This window comes from Paraburkholderia phytofirmans OLGA172, assembly GCF_001634365.1.
In the GTDB taxonomy this organism is placed as follows: Bacteria; Pseudomonadota; Gammaproteobacteria; order Burkholderiales; family Burkholderiaceae; genus Paraburkholderia.
In genome coordinates this window covers 1,257,253-1,279,411 of the sequence record NZ_CP014578.1, presented here as the reverse complement: position 1 = coordinate 1,279,411, position 22,159 = coordinate 1,257,253, and the positions used below count along the sequence as shown (strand labels likewise).

The 22,159-nt window shown below is 61.4% G+C and carries 22 protein-coding genes; 14 read left to right on the top strand and 8 right to left on the bottom strand.

All coding sequences use genetic code 11. The features are described 5' to 3' along the window. Positions 1-37 precede the first annotated feature (37 nt). The 7 genes from AYM40_RS05540 (at position 38) to AYM40_RS05510 (ending at position 5,957) form a co-directional block, all read left to right on the top strand. The gene (locus tag AYM40_RS05540) at positions 38-1,561 is read left to right on the top strand and encodes a fumarate hydratase (protein WP_063495350.1); all 1,524 of its coding nucleotides are present in this window, start codon (positions 38-40) and stop codon (positions 1,559-1,561) included. 182 nt (positions 1,562-1,743) lie between these two features. Beyond that, positions 1,744-2,223 (top strand): bacterioferritin, encoded by a 480-nt coding sequence (bfr, locus tag AYM40_RS05535; protein ID WP_063495349.1) that lies wholly within the window; start codon positions 1,744-1,746, stop codon positions 2,221-2,223. Positions 2,224-2,417: 194 nt separating this feature from the next. Beyond that, positions 2,418-3,305, top strand: a complete 888-nt coding sequence (gene murI / locus AYM40_RS05530; protein WP_063495348.1) for a glutamate racemase — start codon at positions 2,418-2,420, stop codon at positions 3,303-3,305. 215 nt (positions 3,306-3,520) lie between these two features. Then, positions 3,521-3,757 (top strand): (2Fe-2S)-binding protein, encoded by a 237-nt coding sequence (locus AYM40_RS05525; protein WP_063495347.1) that lies wholly within the window; start codon positions 3,521-3,523, stop codon positions 3,755-3,757. 283 nt (positions 3,758-4,040) lie between these two features. Beyond that, positions 4,041-4,763, top strand: coding sequence for an energy transducer TonB (locus tag AYM40_RS05520; RefSeq protein WP_063495346.1), 723 nt, complete (start codon positions 4,041-4,043; stop codon positions 4,761-4,763). A 26-nt stretch (positions 4,764-4,789) separates the two neighbouring features. Continuing rightward, positions 4,790-5,521: a MotA/TolQ/ExbB proton channel family protein gene (locus tag AYM40_RS05515; RefSeq protein WP_063495345.1), complete on the top strand. Its 732-nt coding sequence runs from the start codon at positions 4,790-4,792 to the stop codon at positions 5,519-5,521. A 16-nt stretch (positions 5,522-5,537) separates the two neighbouring features. Continuing rightward, entirely contained in the window at positions 5,538-5,957 is a 420-nt protein-coding gene (locus AYM40_RS05510) for an ExbD/TolR family protein (RefSeq protein WP_063495344.1), read from the top strand. 437 nt (positions 5,958-6,394) lie between these two features. Here the strand turns inward: AYM40_RS05510 and AYM40_RS05505 are convergent, their stop codons facing one another. Beyond that, the gene (locus AYM40_RS05505; RefSeq protein ID WP_063495343.1) at positions 6,395-7,384 is read right to left on the bottom strand and encodes a LysR family transcriptional regulator; all 990 of its coding nucleotides are present in this window, start codon (positions 7,382-7,384) and stop codon (positions 6,395-6,397) included. A 122-nt stretch (positions 7,385-7,506) separates the two neighbouring features. On the opposite strand from AYM40_RS05505, the gene AYM40_RS05500 reads away from it, so the two are divergent. The 4 genes from AYM40_RS05500 to hemP all read left to right on the top strand — a co-directional run bounded on the left by AYM40_RS05500 (position 7,507) and on the right by hemP (position 10,089). Beyond that, positions 7,507-8,385: a pirin family protein gene (locus AYM40_RS05500; RefSeq protein WP_063495342.1), complete on the top strand. Its 879-nt coding sequence runs from the start codon at positions 7,507-7,509 to the stop codon at positions 8,383-8,385. A 190-nt stretch (positions 8,386-8,575) separates the two neighbouring features. Then, entirely contained in the window at positions 8,576-8,974 is a 399-nt protein-coding gene (locus AYM40_RS05495; protein ID WP_063495341.1) for an OsmC family protein, read from the top strand. A gap of 117 nt (positions 8,975-9,091) precedes the next feature. After that, positions 9,092-9,574 carry an SRPBCC family protein gene (locus AYM40_RS05490; RefSeq protein ID WP_063495340.1) on the top strand — a complete coding sequence of 161 codons (483 nt, stop codon included), beginning with the start codon at positions 9,092-9,094 and terminating at the stop codon, positions 9,572-9,574. A 254-nt stretch (positions 9,575-9,828) separates the two neighbouring features. Next, the gene (gene hemP / locus AYM40_RS05485) at positions 9,829-10,089 is read left to right on the top strand and encodes a hemin uptake protein HemP (protein WP_063495339.1); all 261 of its coding nucleotides are present in this window, start codon (positions 9,829-9,831) and stop codon (positions 10,087-10,089) included. A gap of 303 nt (positions 10,090-10,392) precedes the next feature. Here the strand turns inward: hemP and AYM40_RS05480 are convergent, their stop codons facing one another. The 5 genes from AYM40_RS05480 to uvrB form a co-directional block, all read right to left on the bottom strand. Continuing rightward, entirely contained in the window at positions 10,393-11,799 is a 1,407-nt protein-coding gene (locus AYM40_RS05480) for a 4Fe-4S binding protein (RefSeq protein WP_082854955.1), read from the bottom strand. Further along, complete coding sequence (locus tag AYM40_RS05475; RefSeq protein WP_063495338.1) at positions 11,796-12,641, bottom strand: FTR1 family iron permease; 846 nt, start codon at positions 12,639-12,641, stop codon at positions 11,796-11,798. The genes AYM40_RS05480 and AYM40_RS05475 overlap by 4 nt, the downstream gene beginning before the upstream one ends. 84 nt (positions 12,642-12,725) lie before the next feature. After that, positions 12,726-13,058: a cupredoxin domain-containing protein gene (locus tag AYM40_RS05470; protein ID WP_063495337.1), complete on the bottom strand. Its 333-nt coding sequence runs from the start codon at positions 13,056-13,058 to the stop codon at positions 12,726-12,728. A gap of 130 nt (positions 13,059-13,188) precedes the next feature. Beyond that, a complete protein-coding gene (locus AYM40_RS05465; RefSeq protein WP_063495336.1) occupies positions 13,189-13,737 on the bottom strand; it encodes an iron transporter in 549 nt (182 codons plus the stop codon). Between the two features lie 322 nt (positions 13,738-14,059). Further along, a complete protein-coding gene (uvrB, locus tag AYM40_RS05460) occupies positions 14,060-16,153 on the bottom strand; it encodes an excinuclease ABC subunit UvrB (protein ID WP_063495335.1) in 2,094 nt (697 codons plus the stop codon). 311 nt (positions 16,154-16,464) lie between these two features. On the opposite strand from uvrB, the gene AYM40_RS05455 reads away from it, so the two are divergent. Beyond that, positions 16,465-17,664, top strand: a complete 1,200-nt coding sequence (locus AYM40_RS05455) for an amino acid aminotransferase (protein WP_063497852.1) — start codon at positions 16,465-16,467, stop codon at positions 17,662-17,664. A gap of 179 nt (positions 17,665-17,843) precedes the next feature. Here AYM40_RS05455 and AYM40_RS05450 read toward each other — a convergent pair whose 3' ends face one another. After that, a complete protein-coding gene (locus AYM40_RS05450) occupies positions 17,844-19,097 on the bottom strand; it encodes a DUF3734 domain-containing protein (protein WP_063495334.1) in 1,254 nt (417 codons plus the stop codon). A 10-nt stretch (positions 19,098-19,107) separates the two neighbouring features. Beyond that, positions 19,108-19,905 (bottom strand): 3-hydroxybutyrate dehydrogenase, encoded by a 798-nt coding sequence (locus AYM40_RS05445; protein ID WP_063495333.1) that lies wholly within the window; start codon positions 19,903-19,905, stop codon positions 19,108-19,110. A gap of 222 nt (positions 19,906-20,127) precedes the next feature. Between AYM40_RS05445 and AYM40_RS05440 the strand changes: the two genes are divergently transcribed. Continuing rightward, positions 20,128-21,099, top strand: a complete 972-nt coding sequence (locus tag AYM40_RS05440; RefSeq protein WP_063495332.1) for a potassium channel beta subunit family protein — start codon at positions 20,128-20,130, stop codon at positions 21,097-21,099. Between the two features lie 199 nt (positions 21,100-21,298). Then, complete coding sequence (locus AYM40_RS05435) at positions 21,299-22,144, top strand: 23S rRNA (adenine(2030)-N(6))-methyltransferase RlmJ (protein ID WP_063495331.1); 846 nt, start codon at positions 21,299-21,301, stop codon at positions 22,142-22,144. The last annotated feature ends 15 nt before the right edge of the window (positions 22,145-22,159 follow it).

Sequence of the window (22,159 nt, the reverse complement as noted above, 5' to 3'; positions counted from 1 at the left end):
TCCGAAAACAAGCGCCACTGTCCCCACTGAGCTAGCCATGACCATCATCAAACAGGAAGATCTGATTCAAAGCATTGCTGATTCGCTTCAGTACATCAGCTATTACCACCCGCTCGACTACATCCAGGCCTTGGGCCGCGCTTACGAGCTCGAAGAGAGCCCGGCCGCGAAGGATGCGATCGCGCAGATCCTCACCAACAGCCGCATGTGCGCCGAAGGCAAGCGCCCGATCTGCCAGGACACCGGCATCGTCACGGTGTTCGTGAAGGTCGGCATGGACGTGCGTTGGGACGGTGCGACGATGGGCGTCACCGAGATGATCAACGAAGGCGTGCGCCGCGGTTATCTGAACCCGGACAACGTGCTGCGCGCGTCGATCGTGAGCCCGCCGGAAGGCGCGCGCAAGAACACGAAAGACAACACGCCGGCCGTGATCCACTACGAGATCGTGCCGGGCGACAAGGTCGACGTGCAGGTTGCAGCGAAGGGCGGCGGCTCGGAAAACAAGTCGAAGTTCGCGATGCTGAACCCGTCGGACTCGATCGTCGACTGGATTCTGAAGACCGTGCCGACCATGGGCGCAGGCTGGTGCCCGCCGGGCATGCTCGGCATCGGCATTGGCGGCACCGCTGAGAAAGCGATGGTGATGGCGAAGGAATCGCTGATGGATCCGATCGACATTCAGGACGTGATCGCACGCGGCCCGCAGGACTGGATCGAAGAACTGCGCGTCGAACTGCACGAGAAGGTCAACGCGCTCGGTATCGGTGCGCAAGGTCTCGGCGGTCTCGCCACCGTGCTCGACGTCAAGATCATGGCCGCACCGACGCACGCTGCGAGCAAGCCGATCGCGATCATCCCGAATTGCGCGGCCACGCGTCACGCACACTTCACGCTGGATGGCTCGGGCGTGGCGAAGCTCGAAGCGCCGTCGCTCGACGCATGGCCGAAGGTGCAATGGGAACCGAATACGGAAACCAGCAAGCGCGTCGATCTGAACACGCTGACGCCGGAAGAAGTCGCAGGCTGGAAGCCGGGCCAGACGCTGTTGCTGTCGGGCAAGATGTTGACGGGCCGTGACGCCGCGCACAAGCGCATCGCCGATATGCTCGCGAAGGGCGAAAAGCTGCCGGTCGATTTCACGAATCGCGTGATCTACTACGTCGGCCCGGTCGATCCGGTGCGCGACGAGGCAGTCGGCCCCGCCGGCCCGACCACCGCCACGCGCATGGACAAATTCACTGAGACCATGTTGTCGCAAACCGGTCTCATTTCGATGATCGGCAAGGCCGAGCGCGGCCCGGTTGCGATCGAGGCGATCAAAAAGCACAAGGCCGCGTATCTGATGGCCGTGGGCGGCGCTGCATACCTCGTGTCGAAGGCCATTCGCAGCGCGAAGGTTCTCGCGTTCGAAGACCTCGGCATGGAAGCGATCTACGAATTCGACGTGCAGGACATGCCGGTGACGGTTGCCGTCGATTCGAACGGCACCTCGGTGCACCAGACCGGCCCGAAGGAATGGCAAGCGAAGATCGGCAAGATTCCGGTCGCGACGGTTTAATTCGCCGCTAACGCCTGTTACGTATGTCAAAAGCCGGGACTTTGGTCCCGGCTTTTTCATTGCTGCGTGAGACGCGACGCCAGATGCCTGCAACAACGTCAAAAGATGTGTCTGTTTCCTTGGCTTTTTCGGGTCTGGCGTTTATTGTTGTTGAAAATTCAAAGCCCCTAAAAGGAATCCCCATGCAAGGCGACAAGAAAGTTATCGAGTATCTGAACTCCCAGCTCAAGAACGAGTTGACCGCCATCAATCAATACTTCCTGCACGCGCGGATGTACAAGCACTGGGGCCTCGAGAAACTCGGCAAGCATGAGTACGACGAATCGATCGGCGAAATGAAGCACGCCGACTGGCTAATCGAACGCATTTTCATGCTCGATGGCCTGCCGAACCTGCAAGACCTGCACAAGCTGCTGATCGGCGAGGAAACCAAAGAAATCCTCGAATGCGATCTGAAGCTCGAACAGATTTCGCAAAGCACCTGCAAAGAAGCGATCGTGTATTGCGAATCCGTTCGCGATTTCATCTCGCGCGAAATCTTCGTGAAGATTCTCGACGACACCGAAGAACACATCGACTGGCTCGAAACGCAACTGGACCTGATCGACAAGGTCGGCATCCAGAACTACCAGCAAACTGCGATGGGTTCGGTCGAGTCCTGATCGAACCAGGTTGAAACAGCCCGCGCGCCGGCTCATGGGCCTGCTCGCGAACGCCGGCTCGTTTGTCTGCTTATTTGTCAGCTTATTTGCCAGCTCATTTGCAGGGACAAGCGCCGCGCGGGCGATATACTTGCGCACTTCCCCGTTTTCGTGAGTTTCCCGTAACCGCTGTGCCGCGCGTCTCCTTATCGCCTATGCCCGCAGAATCGCCGTCTTCGAGTGCCCCGATTGCCACCTCAGGTGGCGGCTCGCGGGCGCCGGTCGGCATTTTCGACTCGGGTCTGGGCGGTTTGTCGGTGCTGCGGGCGGTCCGGGCACAACTGCCCGGCGAAGCGCTCATCTACGTTGCCGACTCGCTCTACGCCCCCTACGGCGAACGCGACGACGACTTCATTGCCGACCGCACCCTTGCGATTGGCGAATGGCTGGTCAAGGAAGGCGCGAAAGCGCTGGTGGTCGCATGCAACACGGCGACCGCGCAATCCATCGCACTAGTCCGCGAAAAGCTGTCCATTCCGCTGATCGGCGTCGAGCCGGGCGTCAAACCGGCCGCGCTGCAGTCGAAAACACGTGTTGCCGGCGTGCTCGCCACACAAGTGACCTTGCGCAGCGCCCGCTTTCAGGCCCTGCTGGAGCGCTACGCCGCCGATTGCCGTTTTCTTTGTCAACCAGGCCACGGACTCGTGCAGGCGGTGGAACGCTGCGACGTCGGGTCCGCTGAACTGCGCGCATTGCTGCGCAGCTACCTGCAGCCCATGCTCGATGCCGGCGCAGACACCCTGGTGCTCGGCTGCACCCACTACCCGTTTCTCAATGCGGCGATCCGCGATATCGTCGGCGACCGGCTGATGCTGATCGATACGAGCGTGGCCATCGCGCGCCAGCTGGAACGGGTACTCGACCAGCACGGGCTGCGCGCCGCCCCGGAAAATACCCGCGCTGCTCTGCCCCGTTTTTATTCGACCGGCGACGGCACGCATCAGCAGCAGCTCGCCGCTACGCTTCTGCAAATCGACGCCGCTGTCGAGCAGGTCGAGATCCCGTCGCGCCGCACGGCGGCGCCGGATTCCCAAGCCGCATAAAGCCCTCGTCCACTGCGCTTTAGGCCGCCATACGGCCTTTCTGCGCGCTTTTTAGGCATTTTTGCGCCCTCCCCGCCGCTCGCGCCGAATCCCGCCCCGCAGGTGAAACCCTGCTAACAGTCTGGTTTTGTTACAAAAAATCATGCAGGACGCTTGCCAAACGGCCCAATCAAAATGATAATAGTTCGCATTAACGTTAGCTATGACGCCCTGCCATGATTGTCTGTGTCTGCAAGTCTGTTTCTGACCGAAAGATCCGTGCCTCGATCGCGGAAGGCGTCGATTCGTTCGACGAACTCCAGTTCGAACTCGGCGTCGCCTCCTGCTGTGGCAAGTGCGCGGATTCCGTGCGCGACGTCATGATGCAAAGCGGCGTGTGCGCGAGCCGGTGCGGCTTCGAGCATCACCCGCAGGCTATGCCGCTGACGTTTTACGAACGTAAGGCCGCTTAAGTCCGGTTTTAGGGCGCAGCCCACGCCGCGTCTTGGGATTCACCACGTTACTGCTTCATGCGCTGCTTTTCGCGCCGCGTCATACTCCTGCTCCACGCGTTATCCCACTGCCGTCAGCAAGCCAGTATCCGTACCAGCCAGCTACCCGCTCACCCGTTAAAAGGAGTTCGAGATGGAATTGCTGATTGGTTTCGTGACTACCTTGTTCATTTCGTTGCTGATCTTCCGAACATGACGATGTCTTGTCTGACGTGCCGCATCGACGGCGCGTCGCCACGCTAATATGCAGGCCGCGCATCCCGTTTCAGCCGGCGCCACGCCGGCGTCGTCCGCCCGAATGAATTCCCGTGCCTTGATCGCGACTGCCGTGGTCGCGGCGATTCACGTCGCGTTGCTTGCAGTGGTCCTGACATTGCGTCATGAACCCGTGCAACCGTCACTCGAATCGCGCGTCATGACCGCGCAGCTGCTGGCGCCGGCCGCTGCGCCCGTCGCACTGCAATCGATCGCGCCGCCGCCACCCAAACCGGTGCCGCCGGTTCATACCAGGCCCAAAGTCCAGCCAAAGCCGGCGCCAACGCTCAGGCCGACGCCTGCGCCGTTGCCCGAGGCCGCCGCGCCGTCGCCCACGCCTGTTGCTGCAGCTGAGCCAACGCCGCCCGCGCCGGCTGCACCACCCGCTCAGGCTGCACCGGCAGTCGGCCGTCCGATGATGGAAATCACCGCGCCGAAGAACGTTTCGCACATCGACTGCAACATGGTCACGCCAGAGTACCCGTCGCTTTCCAGGCGACGCGGTGAAACCGGCACCGCCTATGTGAAGTTCGTAGTCGGACTGACGGGCAAGCTCGAGAGCATCGAACTGAAGAAAAGCAGCGGTTTCAACCGCCTCGACGATGCCGCGGTTGCCGCGGCGCATGCGAGTGCCTGCAAGCCCTATCTCGAGAATGGCCAGCCGATTCGGGCCGCGTACACCCAGCCTTACAACTTCAATCTGAACGATTGAGGCAGAATTTAAAAGAAGGAATTGCAATGCAAAACTACGGATTGGCGCACGTGTGGGCGCAAGGGGATTTCGTGACGCGCGGTATCGCGCTCGCGCTGTTGATCATGTCGGCGATGTCGTGGAGCGTGATCGTCATCAAAGGCTGGAATGTGATGCGCCTGAAACGTCTCACGAAGAACGCCGAACAACAGTTCTGGCATTCGGACGATCTCGCCGACGGCGTAAAGAAGCTCGGTGCCGGATCGTCGACGCCGCAGGACAATCCGTTCCTCGCACTCGCGCTGTCGGGCCAGGAAGCCGCCGATCACCACCATCAGACGCAGCCGCATCTGCACGATCGCATGGACGTGTCGGATTGGGTGACGCGCTGCCTGAAGGACACGATGGATGAAAGCGTCGCACGCATGCAAAGCGGTCTGGCGATTCTCGCCTCGATCGGCAGCACGGCGCCGTTCGTCGGCCTGTTCGGCACGGTGTGGGGCATCTATCACGCGCTGCTGGCGATCGGCGCGAGCGGCCAGTCGTCGATCGATCAGGTCGCGGGCCCGGTCGGCGAAGCGCTGATCATGACCGCGTTCGGCCTGTTCGTCGCGATTCCGGCCGTGCTCGGCTACAACGCACTGACGCGCGCCAACAAGGCGCTCGTCGCCAAGCTGAGCCGCTTTGCGCACGGTCTGCACGCCTTCTTCGTGACGGGCGCCCGTCTGTCGTCGTCCAAACGCGGCGACGGATTGCGCCTCGCCACGCGCGCTCACTGATCGACGAGGCATTCCGATGGCAATGAGCCCCTTCGCCGGCGACGATGACGACGGCCTGATGAACGAAATCAACATGACGCCGCTCGTCGACGTGATGTTGGTTCTCCTGATCGTCTTCATGGTGACGATCCCGGTGATTCGTCACGCGGTCAAAATCGATCTGCCGCATGCAAGCAGTCAGAAGGAAGACACCAAGCCCGCGCAAGTGACAGTCGCCGTCGATGCGGACGGCAACGTGTTGTGGGAAAACAAGAAGGTCGACGACGCAACGCTGCGCGCGAAGATTGCAGAAGCTGCGCAAGCGAATCCGCAGCCGGAGCTGCATCTGGATGCTGACCGCAAGGTCGCCTACGAGAAGGTGGCGGAAGTGATGTCGGCGGCGCAGGCCGGTGGTCTTACGAAGATCGGCTTCGTCACGCAGCCTAAAGGCAAATGACCTGGCAACCGGTCTGTCAAGGGGCTCGCGCGTAGAAACGCACCACTTGCCCCTTCGCGCCACTGTTAAGCAGCGCCTGCCGAAAAAGACAGAAACGCCCTTGAAACAGGGGCTAAAAGTAAAAGGCCTTCATCGTCAGATGAAGGCCTTTTTTGTGCGCACTCGGCGCCTTCGGGCGGCGGGATTATTTGCCATCGGTCGAAGAAGATTGATAGCTCGAGTCACCGCATGCGACAGCCGTGATCGACACGGACAGCGCGCTCAGCCCTATCAGGCCGACTATCATAGCGGCCATGAGTTTCCGCATAAGAGACTCCTTAGCGAAGGGATTTCACTATAGGCCTGTGAGCGCGCGCATTCAAGCAAACTGTCATTGAAAGTACTCATGACAGGCGGCGCTTAAATGCTAAAAGCGATGTCGCCGCGTGCAATAAGTGCTATGAAGCGATGGTCAGAACCGGCTGCACGGCGGCCTCTGGCGCGGTACGCGTCGGACACTCGCCCGCGATGTGTTTGCCTTCGTCCGGATCGAGCATTTCGACCAGATAATCGACGAACGCTCGCACCGCCGGCACCATCCCCTGCCGCGACACGAATACCGCGTACAACTGCGGCGTCGGCAAAGTCCAGCCCGGCATCACCGGCGACAACTGCCCCGCGCGCAACGCGCTGCCATACATCATTTCCGGCACCGCGGCGATACCCACGCCGGACAGCACCGCTTCACGAATCGTCATCAGATCGGCGGTGACGAGGCGTGGCTCGTGTTCGTGCGCGTGGCGCGTGCCGTCGGGGGCGATCAGATTGAAGACATGGCGGCCATCCCCGGTCGGCACATCGAGCGTTTCGAAGCGGCTCAGATCGGCCGGCAACAGCGGCGGCGCATTTTGCTGCAAGAGGCTTGGTGCGCCGACCAGCATCTGCTGCGTGCGCCACAACGGCCGCACCACGATATTGGCGTTTTCCGGCGGATCGGAGCGCACGCGCAACGCGACATCGATCGAATCTTCAAACAGGTCGACCACGCGGTTCGTCACACGCATCACTACGCGCACTTCCGGGTAGCGATGCATGAATTCCGGCAGGATCTGCGACAGGATGGTCTGCGAAATCGTCACCGGCACACTCACACGCACTGTGCCGCGCGGCGACGAGCGCAGCTGCTGCACGACATTGACGGCCGCCTGAGCCTCGCTCAGCATCGCCTGACAGTGCTGGTAGAAGAGCTCGCCGGCTTCAGTGAGCGCCAGCTTGCGGGTGGAGCGCTGCAGCAAACGCACGCCCAGCGACGCTTCCAGTTCGGTCAGCCGGCGCGAGAGGCGCGACTTGGAAATGCCCAGCACGCGCTCGGCGGCGGAAAAACCGCCGTGTTCGACGACCTGCGAAAAATACATCAGATCATTCAGATTGTGTGAATCGATTTTCATCTCATCGTTCCAGTAATAGGACAATCCATTGCGCGATGGCGGCTGGTGCCTAGGAAAACGGTCCCTATAATAGCGCTATGTTTCAAAAATAACGCTATTCCCCATTTTTCAAGGTGACTTTGATGACCACGACACGCACGATCGAACGCACGTTTCCCGCCGTTCGCGCGACCGAAGGTGGCGGCTTTATCGTCCACCGCCCGTTTCCGACCCGCCTGCTGATGGATTTCGATCCGTTTCTGCTGCTCGACGAAATGGGGCCGATCGACTACGCGCCGGGCGAGGCCAAAGGCGCGCCGGATCATCCGCATCGGGGCTTCGAAACGGTCACATACGTGCTCGAGGGCCAGCTCGGCCATAAGGATTCAGCAGGCCATTCAGGCACCCTGCATGCCGGCGACGTGCAATGGATGACTGCAGGCGCGGGCGTCGTGCACAGTGAGATGCCGGATCCGTCGTTCGTGCGCACCGGTGGGCGCGTGCACGGTTTGCAACTATGGGTGAATCTGCCGCGCCGCGACAAGATGATGAAGCCGCGCTACCAGGAGATATCGTCGGCCAGCATTCCGGTCGCGACGTCCGCGGACGGCAAGGTGCGCGTCAAGGTCATCGCGGGCGAAGCGCTCGGGGCGAAGGCAGCGATCGAAACGCGCACGCCGATCCTGTATCAGCATTTCTCGCTGCAACCGGGCGCGACGATCCAGCAACCCGTGCCGGCCGACTACCGGGTGTTCGCTTACAGCCTGTCGGGCAAGGGCTTTTACGGCGAAGGCGACGCGCGCCAGGAAATCGACGCGCAGAAGATGGTGGTATTTCAGAACGACGGCGAGTCGGTCATGCTGACGGCCGGCGCCGAGCCGCTCGAAGTGTTGCTGCTCGGTGGCGTGCCGCTGAAAGAACCGGTGGTACGTTACGGCCCGTTCGTGATGAACACGGAAGAGGAAATCCGCCAGGCGGTCGTCGACTACCAGGCTGGGCGCATGGGCGCGATCACCCATTGATCGGCCGGGCCGGCGCGTGTTGCCGCTCACGATTGCGGTGGCGCGGCGCTCACCACGCCGCCCGCGCCGCTGCACATGGGCGCGAAGGCGGGTAAATTCGTTCACAATAGCGATTCATGCCGTACGCCGCGCCGTCGAGCCATGACGGACCGTGGCGCGCGGCGATTTCCGTCCCTGTTCAGGAGCGCGCATGGCAGAGTCCACCGTCACCGCCCACATTGGTTCGACAAATTTCCAGGTCCTTTTCGACGACGGCAAGCACACATGGCTCGCCGACGAACCCGAGTCGCTTGGCGGCGGTGATCGCGGGCCGGCGCCCGTCGCGCTGTTGCTGTCGAGCCTCGGTGCCTGTACGTCGATCACGCTGAAGATGTACGCTCAGCGTAAGGGCTGGCCACTCACCGACGTGCGCGTGGCGCTGTCGCTCGAAACCGGCGACGCGGGCTCGACCATCGACCGCAAGATCATGCTGGAAGGCGATTTGTCCGACGAACAGCGGGAACGGCTCTTGCAGATTGCCAATGCGTGCCCAGTTCACAAGATCCTCACGCATTCGATTGCGATCCGTTCTGGTCTTGCCGTGGCCTGAAGCCATGCGAGTCTCGCGCGTCGGCACATTGGCGCGATAGCTCGCTGAGCGCGACAATGGAGTGGTTGGCTCAGCCGGGCTGAACGTTTCGCAACGCTTTCATAGGAAGCTGCCGTTTTGAATTTCGAACACCTTATCCAGATCAACGATCCGTTGAATCCGTTTGTCGACGCGATGACCCGCGAGCAGTTATGGGAGGGTCTCGTGCTGCGCGCCGAACAGCCGCAACTGTTCGTGATCGGACTCGACAGCTGCACCATCCTTTCGCGCGAGGGCGACACCCTCGAACGGGAGTTGCACTATGGCCAGGCCACCGTGCGCGACCGTGTCACGCTGCAGGATCGCCAGAGCGTGCGCTATGACATTCTGCCGACGGCGGACTATGTCGGCGGCTCGCTGACGATGACTATCGAGCAGCCTGACGAACTGCAGTTGTTCCTGCGCTTCGAATACGCAACCACCCTGCCCGTATCCAACGACCAGGACGCCGTGCAGACGCAGGAAATCGTGAAGTCGGCATATCGCGAGAACGATATCGATACCGTGCGGCTGATCCGCCAGTACGTGCAGACCAAGCAGGAACCCGGTTCGTTGCATTGAATCCTGTGCGGGCGCTCTGCCCGCACCGTCACCGGCGACCACGGGCCTGTGCATCGCCGGCCGTCATCCTCCCGGCGTGTGCGGCCGTCCCGGAACGGCCGGCCGGAAGTGCCCTGCTTCGCCGCCCTCTCCCGCCGTCCCGCTCCGCTGTCATTCAGCTATCGGAAGTCGAATCCGATGAATTTCCCTTTCTTGTAAATAGGAATGGTTATCATTTAGAATCAACTCATCGAATCGACCAACAGCTAAAACGAATGACCGATCTCACGCGCTCTTCAACACTCAGCTTGCGCCGCCCGGCGGCCGCGCTGACCAGCCGTCCGAAAACATCGACGGCGACGGCAACCGTCGCGAAGCCCGCAGCGGATCGCGTCGGCAGCACGAGCGAGAAGCCGGATCGGGTCGTGCGCAGCGACGCACTGCTGCAAGGACATAGCCACGTCAGCATCGTGCATAACGGCGAGACCTACCAGTTGCGTGCAACGCGCCTAGGCAAGCTGATCCTGACGAAATAACAGGCAAGAACGAATAGAAGTACGTATCGGGTATTGTGGGGACCACCTCCTCGAGAGGTGTTGGGCATTAGCCAGCCACGACGGCTTGCACGTGAGAACTAGACCCCTTCGTGCAGACATCAAGCCAGCCGTCGCAGCCAGCCAGGCCGCTTTTTTGGTTCTCACCCAATGCGGATGCACGAAACGACGTGTATCGCACATGCAGAAAATTAAAAAGCCGTGGGATGTGATCATCTCCACGGCTTTCTGTTTTTTGCACGGCGCCGATCGGATCTCGACAGCGCCTCTTCGAAGCGTTAAGACCTACTTCGAAGCCCAGCCCCAGAACATCAGCCACCATGCGCTATCGACCACAGCCAGCGCCGCGGCGAACCACACCATCGCGAGACCGCGTTGAAGGAAACGCGCGCTATAGCGGCGTGTGACGAGCCAGGCGAGCCACGCGCTCCACAGGTTGGCGATCGCCAGGATCGCGATACGCATATCCGACGCCCACCACAACGACATATGCTCCGCGCGCAGCAGCGACAGCGTGGTCGCCGACAAGCCAAGGAATACCCCTGCGCCGGCAATCGGAATCAGGCCTTGCGCCAAATGATGCAGACGCACGGTGTTGAAGCGTCCCAGCATGCGCGTCGCGCCCATCAGCAGCACCAGCAGCGCCGTGCCGTACACCAGCGCCGTGGCGAGGATGTAGCCGATCACCATCGTGCCGTCGAGCCACGAGAACACGTCGTTCTGCTCAGGGTAATGCGTGAACAGGAACCACGGCGCGTTCGTGTCGAGCGGCCAGGTGATGTCATGATCGACCAGCCACGTGGCGAAGAACATCTTCAGGTCGACGAACCAGCGCGAAGCGGTCCAGTGGAACGCGCCGATTGCGATGCCGAGCAGGCCGTACAGGATCAACGCGGTGTCCCACGGGTTCGCCTGCTTGTCGCCGAGCTGCACGACTTCCGACGACGGCGCGCGCCACGTCAGCGCGATCGCGTCGCGATGCCCGCTGCAACGGCCGCACATATGGCAGTCCGAGGCGCCCTTCATATTGCGCAGCGGCAGCAGCGGCGCGCAATTGATCGGAATCACGCGATGCCCATGTTCGCCGTTCTTGTACGAACGGCGCCACGCGTCTTCATCGACTTTGTAGTGGAACGGCGCGAGACGCGCGAGAAGCGAGAAAACCCCGTTGACGGGGCATAGATACTTGCACCAGACGCGCTTCTCGCGTCCGTACAGCAAGCCGATGATCATCGCCGCGAAGGTCGAGCCGCCGAGCACCAGCAGCACCGCTTTGGGATACTGGTAGACGCTGACCATCTGCCCGTAGATGGTGGTCATGCCGAATGCGACGAACGGCCAGCCGCCCCAGCGCATCCAGCGCGGAATCGCCCAACCGCGGCCATACTTGCTGGCGAATTCCGCGAGCGCGCCCTCCGGGCACAACACGCCGCACCAGACGCGGCCAAGCATCACCATCGACAGCAGCACGAAGGGCCACCAAATGCCCCAGAACACGAACTGAGCCGCCAGCGTCAGGTTGTTCCACAGATGCGCGGTGTCGTCCGGCAGCGGCATCACCGCCGGCACGAGAATCAGGAACGCGTACACCGCCACCACGACCCACTGAATGCCGCGGATCAGGCCGCCATGACGCTGCATCCACTGCCCGGCCGCGGCGAGGCGGCCCGGGCGGGTCATGACGGCACTCATGCTGCGCGCCCTGCGGCTTGCTGCGCCGGCTTGCGATTCACGCGACGCACCAGCAGATAGACGACCAGCCAGTACACGGTGTAGGCGACCAGATTCATCAGCGCCGGATGGGCGCGATAACCGGTGAGCGTCGCAACCAGCGAACCAAAGGTGCTCGAGTCGTCGAGGATGGCTGAGGAGTTCCACATCTGGCCGATGATCGTCGGCAGGATTTCCTTGTCGATCAGCTTGTCGACGCCGGTCTGGAACAGGCCCGCGCCGAGGAACAGCAGCATGATTTCGGTGACGCGGAAGAAGAGCCGCCACGAGAAATACCTGCCGCCCAACTGCAGCACGTAGAAGGTCAGGAACGCAAGACCGAGGCCGATCACCACCGCGAGCATCTGGTTGCCGTCCACGTGACCCGATTGGCCAAAGCCGAGACCGTACAGGAAGATCACCGTTTCGCTGCCTTCGCGCGCGATCGCCAATGCGACCAGCACCGCGACGCCCCACCAGTTCGAATCGCGCTGACTCTTTTGCAGCGACTGTTCCATGTCGCGCTTGAGCGACCGGCCGTGCTGCTTCATCCATAGCACCATCTGCACGATCAGCACACATGCGACCAGCACCATTGCGGTCTGGAAATAATCCTGCGCGTCACCGGAGAGCACGTCGGTGAAACCGACCAGCGCCGCGCCGAGTGCAACCGCCGCGACCACACCGGCCGCGACGCCGCCCCACAGGTACGGCAAACCGCGGCGCGCATCGTCGTCGCCATTTTTCAACCACGCGTACAGGATGCCGACGACCAGCAACGCCTCGACACTTTCCCGCCACACGATGAATAGAATCTGACCCATTCAAGCTCTCCCTTCTACCCTGCTAGTGCTTTGGCGAACGCGTAACCCGTTTTTGTTCGAGGCGTGCGCTCGCGCCCCAAGCCGCTACTTCGCGACGATCACGCCCTGCGCCTGCTGATGGAAATCGTCGAAGAACTTGTACTCGCCTGGTTCCAGCGGAGCGATCACGACGAACGAATCCGCACCCGGCGCCAACACCTTTTCTTTGCGCAGCTGCACACTTTCGAACTCAGCCGCGCCCTTGCCGGTGTTGCGTATCGCGATCTTGATGCGCTGCCCTGCCGGCACTTCGATGCGCGCCGGATTGAGCTTGCCGTCATTCATTTCCAGGCTGAATGTGGGCAAATCGGCGGCGTGGGCGGCGCCGGCCAGCGACGCCAGCATGGCGAGCATCGCGATCTTTCGGTTAATTCTCATTAGCCTTTCCGGAAAACGCGGCGCAGAGCGGGTCACATCGCCCGTGCGCCGCCTGCTGCTTGCATTCACTCATTCACGCCTCGTCACGCAGCGATGCGTGACGAGGCGTGATGATCTGCGTCGGCGGCGATCAATAACCGCCCTTCTTGCCGATACCCGCGAACGTGAAATCGTATTCGAGCGTGATCGGCTTGAACCACGGACCCACGCCGGTTTCCTTGTCGACGTGACGACCGAACGCCATGTGGCCGGTTTGCATCGGCGCCTCGACGATCATCTTCAGGTGATACTTGCCCGGGCCTTGCAGCTTGACGTTGTCGCCGTAGTGCGGACCGTCGTTGGCGACCATCGCCATCATGTCGCCCTTCTGGGTCTGACTCGAACCGGCTTTCGTCAATTCATAACGAACTTGCAGATACGGCATCCAGTCGCCTTCGGCGAAACCCGTCGGATTGTTCTTGACCGCATGGATGTCGGCTTCAAGGTGGATGTCCGATTCCGACGCCTTGCGCATCATGCCTTCGGGTTCCATCGTGATCGGCTGCAGATAAACCGCGCCGATTTCCATGCCACCCTGAATCTGGTGCTTGCCGATCGGGTATTCCGCTGCCGTTGCGGAAAGCGCCGCTACCGTGGCCACCGCTGCTGCGCCGCCACGCACAAATGAAGAAATCCGCATTGAAACTCCTTATTTTTATCAGACTGGAATCGAACCCATTGGAACAGTGCGGCGCACGTGCGTTTTATGCCGCGGCCCCGGCGCCCTCTGACAGAGGACAGACCGCAGACAATTTCATTACGAACGATAATGCGAACTATTCTCAATATTGGTCGAGTTTATCATTGATCGGCAGGGAGAACAAACGAGAACGCGCGCAAAGCCTTATGGGAACAGGGCCTTAAGGCGGTCTTAAGGAAAGCGCGGGCGAAGGGGTTGGCGGGGTGTAAGGCGAGGAGAGACAAGGCGCGGCACATTGCCGCGCCCTGAACAGGAAGGGGGTTTAATCGACGCCGGGCACGTGGTCGCCGACATTCGCGCCGAACACGCGCTGCCGCAACAGCGCCAGCTGGTCGCGAGTTTGTGCGGCCTTTTCGAACTCGAGATTCTTGGCGTGCTCCATCATCTGTTTTTCGAGACGCTTGAGCTCCTTGGCAAGCTGCTTCTCGGACATGTCTTCGAATTTCGCCCGAGTCTGCTGCTCCTTCAACTCGGCGCGGGCATCGTCGACGTTGTACACCCCGTCGATGATGTCGCGAATCCGCTTGACCACGCCGCGCGGCGTAATGCCGTGCTCCAGGTTGTAGGCGATCTGCTTGGCGCGCCTCCGTTCGGTTTCGTCGATAGCGCGGCGCATCGAATCGGTCACCCTATCCGCGTAGAGAATCGCCTTGCCGTTCACGTTACGCGCCGCCCGCCCGATGGTCTGGATCAGCGAGCGCTCGGCGCGCAGGAAGCCTTCCTTATCCGCGTCGAGGATCGCGACCAGCGAGACTTCGGGAATATCCAGCCCTTCGCGCAGCAGGTTGATCCCGACCAGCACGTCGAACGTGCCCAGCCGCAGATCGCGAATGATTTCCACCCGCTCGACCGTATCGATGTCGCTGTGCAGGTAGCGCACCTTGACGCCATGGTCGGCCAGAAACTCAGTCAGCTGCTCCGCCATCCGCTTGGTCAGCACTGTCACCAGCACGCGGTCGCCTACTTTGACGCGCTCGTTGATCTCGGCGAGCACGTCGTCGACCTGCGTACGCGCCGGGCGCACCTCGATTTCCGGATCGACGAGGCCGGTAGGACGCACCAGCTGCTCGGCCACCTGCCCCGCCGTTTTCTTTTCGTAATCGGCCGGTGTGGCCGACACGAACACCACCTGACGCATCTTGCGTTCGAACTCGTTGAACTTGAGCGGGCGATTGTCGAGCGCCGACGGCAAGCGAAAACCGTAGTCGACCAGATTCTCTTTACGCGCCCGGTCGCCGTTGTACATGCCGTTCAGCTGGCCGATCAGCACGTGCGACTCGTCGAGCAGCATCAGCGCGTCGGGCGGCAGATAGTCGACCAGCGTTGGCGGCGGCTCGCCGGGCGCGGCGCCCGAGAAGTGCCGCGAGTAGTTCTCAATGCCCTTGCAGAAACCCAACTCCTGCAACATTTCCAGATCGAAGCGGGTGCGCTGCTCGAGCCGCTGCGCTTCGACCAGCTTGCCATTGCTATAGAAGAACTCGAGCCGGTCGCGCAGTTCGGTCTTGATCGTTTCGACCGCGCGCACCACGGTGTCGCGCGGTGTCACGTAATGCGACGATGGGTACACGGTAAAACGCGAAATTTTCTGCCGCACGCGGCCGGTGAGCGGATCGAACAGTTGCAGCGTCTCGACCTCGTCGTCGAACAACTCGATGCGCACCGCCATTTCCGCGTGCTCAGCCGGGAAAATATCGATCGTGTCGCCGCGCACGCGGAACGAACCGCGCTGGAAGTCGGCTTCATTGCGGTTGTACTGCATCGCGATCAGCCGGGCGATGATGTCGCGCTGGCCGAGCTTGTCGCCAGTACGCAGCGTCAGAATCATCTTGTGATATTCCGACGGGTTACCGATACCGTAAATCGCCGACACCGTGCCGACAATGATTACGTCGCGCCGCTCCATCAGGCTCTTGGTGGCCGACAGCCGCATCTGCTCGATGTGCTCGTTGATCGACGAATCTTTCTCGATGAACAGGTCGCGCTGCGGCACATACGCTTCCGGCTGGTAGTAGTCGTAGTACGAAACGAAGTACTCGACCGCATTGCGCGGAAAGAACTCGCGAAACTCCGAGTAGAGCTGCGCGGCGAGGGTCTTGTTCGGCGCGAACACGATCGCCGGCCGGCCGAGCCGTGCGATGGTGTTGGCCATCGTGAAGGTTTTGCCGGAGCCGGTCACGCCGAGCAGCGTCTGGAACGACAAGCCGTCCTCAATGCCTTCGACGAGCGTGTCGATCGCCGTCGGCTGGTCGCCGGCGGGCGGATACGGCTGGTACAGCTGGAACGGCGAGCCTTCGAACGCAACGAATTTGGATTCGTCGAGCGTTTCGTCGGCTTCAGTCAGATGGTGTTCGGACATGGGGAGCGGCACCGGGCCTTGGGCAAAGAACTATTCTAACGGGTTGCGGGAGCCCGAGCCGAGCGGGCCTGCGTAGGGGTTGCGGGGGCAGTGGAGAAAGGGCAAATGGCGCCTTGGTGCCTGTTTTTCAAGCAAATAATTCAGTCCAGCGGGCTTTGTCGCCCGAAAAATGCCTGCGAATTCGCTACAATGCCAAGTTGCGCTCGCTCGTCGATGCCCACCCGCCCTCTGAATGAATCGTCCGTCAGACACCGTTGGCCGGGCCGCCCGCGCTCGAAGCCGCCCTCTTTTCACTACTGCTGCCCACCATCATGTCTCTGTTCTCCGCCGTCGAACTTGCTCCCCGCGACCCGATTCTGGGCCTGAACGAAGCCTTCAACGCCGATGCGCGCGCCACCAAGGTCAACCTTGGCGTTGGTGTGTACTTCAATGAAGAAGGCAAGATTCCGCTGCTGCGCGCCGTGCGCGAAGCGGAAAAGGCACGCGTCGAAGCCGCGCTGCCGCGCGGCTATCTGCCTATCGAAGGTATCGCTGCCTACGACGCTGCAGTGCAAAAGCTGCTGCTCGGCAACGACTCGCCGCTGATCGCCGCAGGTCGCGTCGTGACGGCGCAAGCACTGGGCGGCACGGGCGCGCTGAAAATCGGCGCCGATTTCCTGAAGCGCCTGAACCCGAACGCCAAGGTCGCGATCAGCGATCCGAGCTGGGAAAACCATCGTGCGCTGTTCGAAAGCGCCGGCTTCGAAGTCGTGTCCTATCCGTACTATGACGCGCACACGCATGGCGTGAACTTCGAAGGCATGCTGAACGCGCTGAATAGCTATGCCGCAGGCACGGTTGTCGTGCTGCACGCGTGCTGCCACAACCCGACCGGCGTCGATCTGACTGTCGACCAATGGAAGCAGATCGTCGAAGTCGTCAAGGCGCGCAATCTGGTGCCGTTCCTCGACATCGCTTACCAGGGTTTCGGCGACAACATCGAATCCGACGCTGCTGCGGTGCGTCTGTTCGCGGCATCGGAACTGAACGTGTTCGTGTCGTCGTCGTTCTCGAAGTCGTTCTCGCTGTACGGCGAGCGCGTCGGCGCATTGTCGATCATCACGGCAAGCAAGGAAGAATCGGCTCGCGTGTTGTCGCAGCTGAAGCGTGTGATCCGCACGAACTACTCGAACCCGCCCACGCACGGCGGCTCGGTGGTTGCGGCGGTGCTCGCATCGGCTGAACTGCGCGCCACGTGGGAAACGGAACTCGCCGAAATGCGCGACCGTATCCGTGCAATGCGCAACGGCCTGGTCGAACGTCTGAAGGCAAACGGCGTGGGTCGCGATTTCAGCTTCGTGAACGCACAACGTGGCATGTTCTCGTACTCGGGTCTGACAGCGCCGCAAGTGGACCGTCTGCGTGAAGAGTTCGGCATCTATGCAGTCGGTACGGGCCGCATCTGCGTGGCTGCGCTGAATACGCGCAACCTCGACGTGGTGGCTAGCGCGATCGCTCACGTGCTGAAGTAAGGCATGTCGGAGCGCGGGCGTTCATCGCGCGCGCTTTGCCTGGCTGTTGCGGCTTGAACTGCTTGTAGAAACGGCGCCCTTTCGGGCGCCGTTTTTTATTGGCCGGCTGTTGCTGGACGTGTGATTGTCACCGGCCGACACGCCCCGCCGCCGTCAACTGCTGACGTGACCTACTTCTGTCACCCACGACCGTTTCCGCGCGCATCCCGATGGATATCGTGCGTGACAAAACCTGCGTCGTTATCCGGCATGTCGAGCCAATCGGGTTGAGCAAGCGATTGGCGGATATCTTCCAGGCCGCTTTTCCAATGTTCACGCATTGTAGAAAGGCCGAACTGGAAGTCTTTGAAGTGCCCTTCGTATTCCTTCTGCCGATAGATAAGGTGGATCACGTTATAGCGCTTCGAACACGACAGTTCATCCGCCAGCTTGCACCACGGGTCGTCGCGCTGGTCAGACGGCACGCGATCGAGCACCTCGCGCAGCACATGCCGGAAACGCTGCGAACGTTGCAGCATATCGGTCACGAGACGTGTGCGGCTCGAATACTGGATGTCTTTCACGCGCCCTTGAACATCGGTGATGTTGTCCGGCACCGGCCCGATCGCGCTCCATAGATCGACCTGGAACGCGAGCGTATCGCGACGAGGCGTGGTCTGAATCACCTCATAGAGCGGTGTGTTCGACATCAAACCGCCGTCCCAGTAATACTGGCCGTCGATTTCGACCGCCGCGAAACCCGGCGGCAACGCCCCTGAGGCCATGAAATGCTCAGGCCTCAGTTTCGTATGCGTGTTATCGAAGTAGGCGAAATTGCCTGTACCGCAATTGACCGCACCCACCGACACACGCATATCGCCGGAATTGATGCGGTCGAAATCGCAAAGCGCCTCCAGCGTAGCCTTGAGCGGCGTGGTGTCGTAGTAGCTCGCCAGTTGCGGCGGCCCGGAGACGGCGGGCAGCGGCGGCGGGAAACGCGGCACGAAAAAGCCCTTTTGCCCTTCCACGATCGCGCCCATCGCCTGGGTCGCCGTGAAGGCCTTGCGAACGGCCTCACTGGAATTGAACAGCGCGTGCTCGACAAAGGCCGGCAACGGTGGCCCGAACGCCGGCTGACAGATCGTCTCCCAGAATTGCAGCAGCCGCTCGACGCGTTTTTCCGGTGGATTGCCGGCGATGATGGCCGTATTCAGCGCGCCGATCGAAATGCCAGCGAGCCAGTTCGGCTCGATGCCGGCTTCGTACAGCCCCTGAAAGACGCCGGCCTGATAGGCGCCCAGCGCGCCGCCGCCTTGCAGCATCAGCGCAACGGTTTCGTAGTTCGGCAACTGGAGCTGCTGGCCGGGATACGCGGCGGGCGCCGGACCAGCGCCCTCGCCTTCCCCGCCGCCGGGCGCGCCAACGCGCGCCCGCTTGAGATTGCGTTGCGCCATGGGCGCCTCCTTATTGCATGTACCAGCCGTGGCTCACAATAAAGGACTGGCCGGTCAGCGCCGCAGTCGGGAAAGTTGACAGGAACAGCACCGTCTGCGCGACGTCTTCCACCGTGGTGAAGATGCCGTCGACCGTGCCGCCCAGCATCACGTGCTTGACCACGTCTTCTTCACTGATGCCGAGCTCCTTGGCCTGCTCGGGAATCTGCTTGTCGACCAGCGGCGTACGCACGAAACCCGGACACACCACATGCGAGCGCACATTGTGTTTCGCGCCTTCCTTGGCCAGGACGCGCGCGAGCCCCAGCAGCGCATGCTTGGCCGTCACATAGGCGGACTTCAGCGGCGACGCTTCGTGCGAATGGACCGAGCCCATGTAGATCACGATGCCGCCGCGATCGTCTTTGTACATGTGCTTGAGCGCGGCCTTGGTGGTGAGGAAGGCGCCGTCCACGTGGATGGCCTGCATCTTCTTCCAGTCGGAAAACGAGTAGTTTTCGATCGGATTGACGATCTGGATGCCGGCGTTGGAAATCAGAATGTCGATCGAGCCGAACTCGGCCGCGACTTTGTCGATGCCCTGGTTGACGGCGTCTTCATTCGTGACGTCCATCGCCACGCCGATTGCCTTTCCGCCACCCTTTTTGATTTCTTCAGCGACAGCGTTTGCGCCGTCCTGATTCAGGTCGGCGATCGCGACCGCCGCGCCCGCCGCAGAAAGCGTGAGCGCAATCTGCTTGCCGATACCGCTCGCGGCACCGGTAACCACCGCGACCTTGCCATTCAGATTCGTGTTCAGTGACGACATCCAGAACCTCCATGCAGTTGATGAGCAATGACACCACGGGCCGCAGGCGGCGTGAAGTCAGCCAAACGGCATAGGCCGTTTGGCTGAATGCTGCACTGCGCCCGACGCTGCTATTGTGCATGAACCGTGTGGACTACATCCGTAAAACGCACATCGAGCCTTATCTCTTTAAACTAGACGTTTCAGTGGAATTCCGGCGGCATCACTACCAAGGAGGAATGCATGAATTATCGACGTCTGGGCCGCTCCGGCCTGCAAGTCAGCGAACTGTCCATCGGCTCATGGGTCACTTACGGCAATCAGGTGGATCGTGGCGCAGCGCGCGAGTCGCTTGCAGCCGCACGCGATGCGGGGGTCAACTTCTTCGACAACGCGGAGGTGTATGCCGGCGGCCAATCCGAAGAGATCATGGGCCAGGCACTCAAGGAACTGGCGTGGCCGCGCGTGAGCTATGTGGTATCGACGAAATTCTTTTGGGGGCTCAACGAAGCGCCAAACCAGTACTACACGCTGAACCGCAAATATTTGCTGAACGCGATCGATTCATCGCTTAAACGCCTGCAGCTCGATTATGTCGATCTGGTGTTCTGTCATCGTCCTGACCCGAACACGCCGGTCGAAGAAACCGTGTGGGCCATGAGCGACATGATCACGCGCGGTAAGGCACTGTACTGGGGCACGTCTGAATGGAGCGCCGACGAAATCCGCGCGGCTTACGAGATCGCTGAGCGGCATCATCTGCACAAACCGGTCATGGAGCAGCCGCAGTACAACCTGTTCCACCGCAAACGTGTCGAGCAGGAATACAAGCGGCTTTACGAGGATATCGGCCTTGGGCTCACCACATGGAGTCCGCTCGCGTCCGGCCTGCTCACCGGCAAGTACCGCGACGGCGTACCTGCCGATAGCCGCGCACAGTTGCAAGGCTACGACTGGCTGCGCAAGCAGCTCACCGATGCCGGCAAGAACAACGTGGTCGGCAAGCTGGGCGACGTGGCCGACGAGCTGGGCTGCACGGTCGGCCAGTTGGCGATTGGGTGGATTCTGAAGAATCCCCATGTAAGCACGGTCATCACCGGCGCGTCGCGCGTCGAACAGATCGGTGAGAACATGAAATCCGCCGATGTAGCCGAGCGGATCACGCTGGAGCTCAAGCAGCGGATCGAGGAGATCATTGGCGACGCCTACGACTGACCGGCCGCGCGCCAGAACCCGGGACTGCGGGACATGGCTCGCGTACCATCGGGGCTGTGTCGCGCGCAATGCAATACGGCGCGCAACGCGGCGTCGCGTACAATACGCGACCGCGCCGCACTTCAGTTGTGCTGCCGCATTGCACTCGCATCGCCGAATCCGCCCTGGACCGGCCGCCCTCTTTCAGCGTCTCCTCATCATGCTCAGCTACCGCCACGCCTTTCATGCAGGCAATCACGCCGACGTTCTGAAACACGCCGTCGTGTTGCAGCTACTGCGCTACCTCGGCCAGAAGGACAAAGCCTACTGGTATATCGACACGCACGCAGGCGCCGGCGTCTATTCGCTGAAGGAAGGCTACGCGACCAAAACCGGCGAGTTCCAGACCGGCATCGCCAAACTATGGGAGCGTAACGACCTGCCGTCGATCTTCGCGGATTACGTCGACGAAGTGAGCGCGCTGAATCCGGATGGCCAGTTGCGCTTCTACCCGGGCTCGCCGTATATCGCGTGGCGGCAGATGCGCGAGCAGGATCGCATGCGCCTGTTCGAACTGCACACCACTGAAATCGACGTGCTGCGCCATAATTTCCGCGACGCAGGCCGCCGCGCAATGCTTTACGCGGGCGACGGCTTCGACGGCATCCTCGCGTTGCTGCCGCCCGCGCCGCGCCGCGCGCTGGTGCTGCTCGATCCGTCGTACGAAGACAAGCGCGATTACACGCGTACGCTGCGCTGCGTCGAAGAAAGCCTGAAGCGCTTTCCGACCGGCACCTACGCGGTCTGGTATCCGCAGGTAAGACGCCTGGAATCGCAGCGCTTCCCCGATCAGTTGAAGAAGCTGCAGGAGCGCAACTGGCTGCATGTGAGCCTGACCGTCAGCAATCCGCCGACCGACGGCTTCGGCTTGTTCGGCAGCGGCATGTTCATCCTGAATCCGCCGTACACGCTGGCAAAAACACTGAAAGACCAGATGCCCTGGCTGGTTCAGGCGCTCGGCGAGGACAAGGCCGCGCAGTTCAAGGTCGAATATCGCGGCGATTGAGCCGCGTTGCAGGCT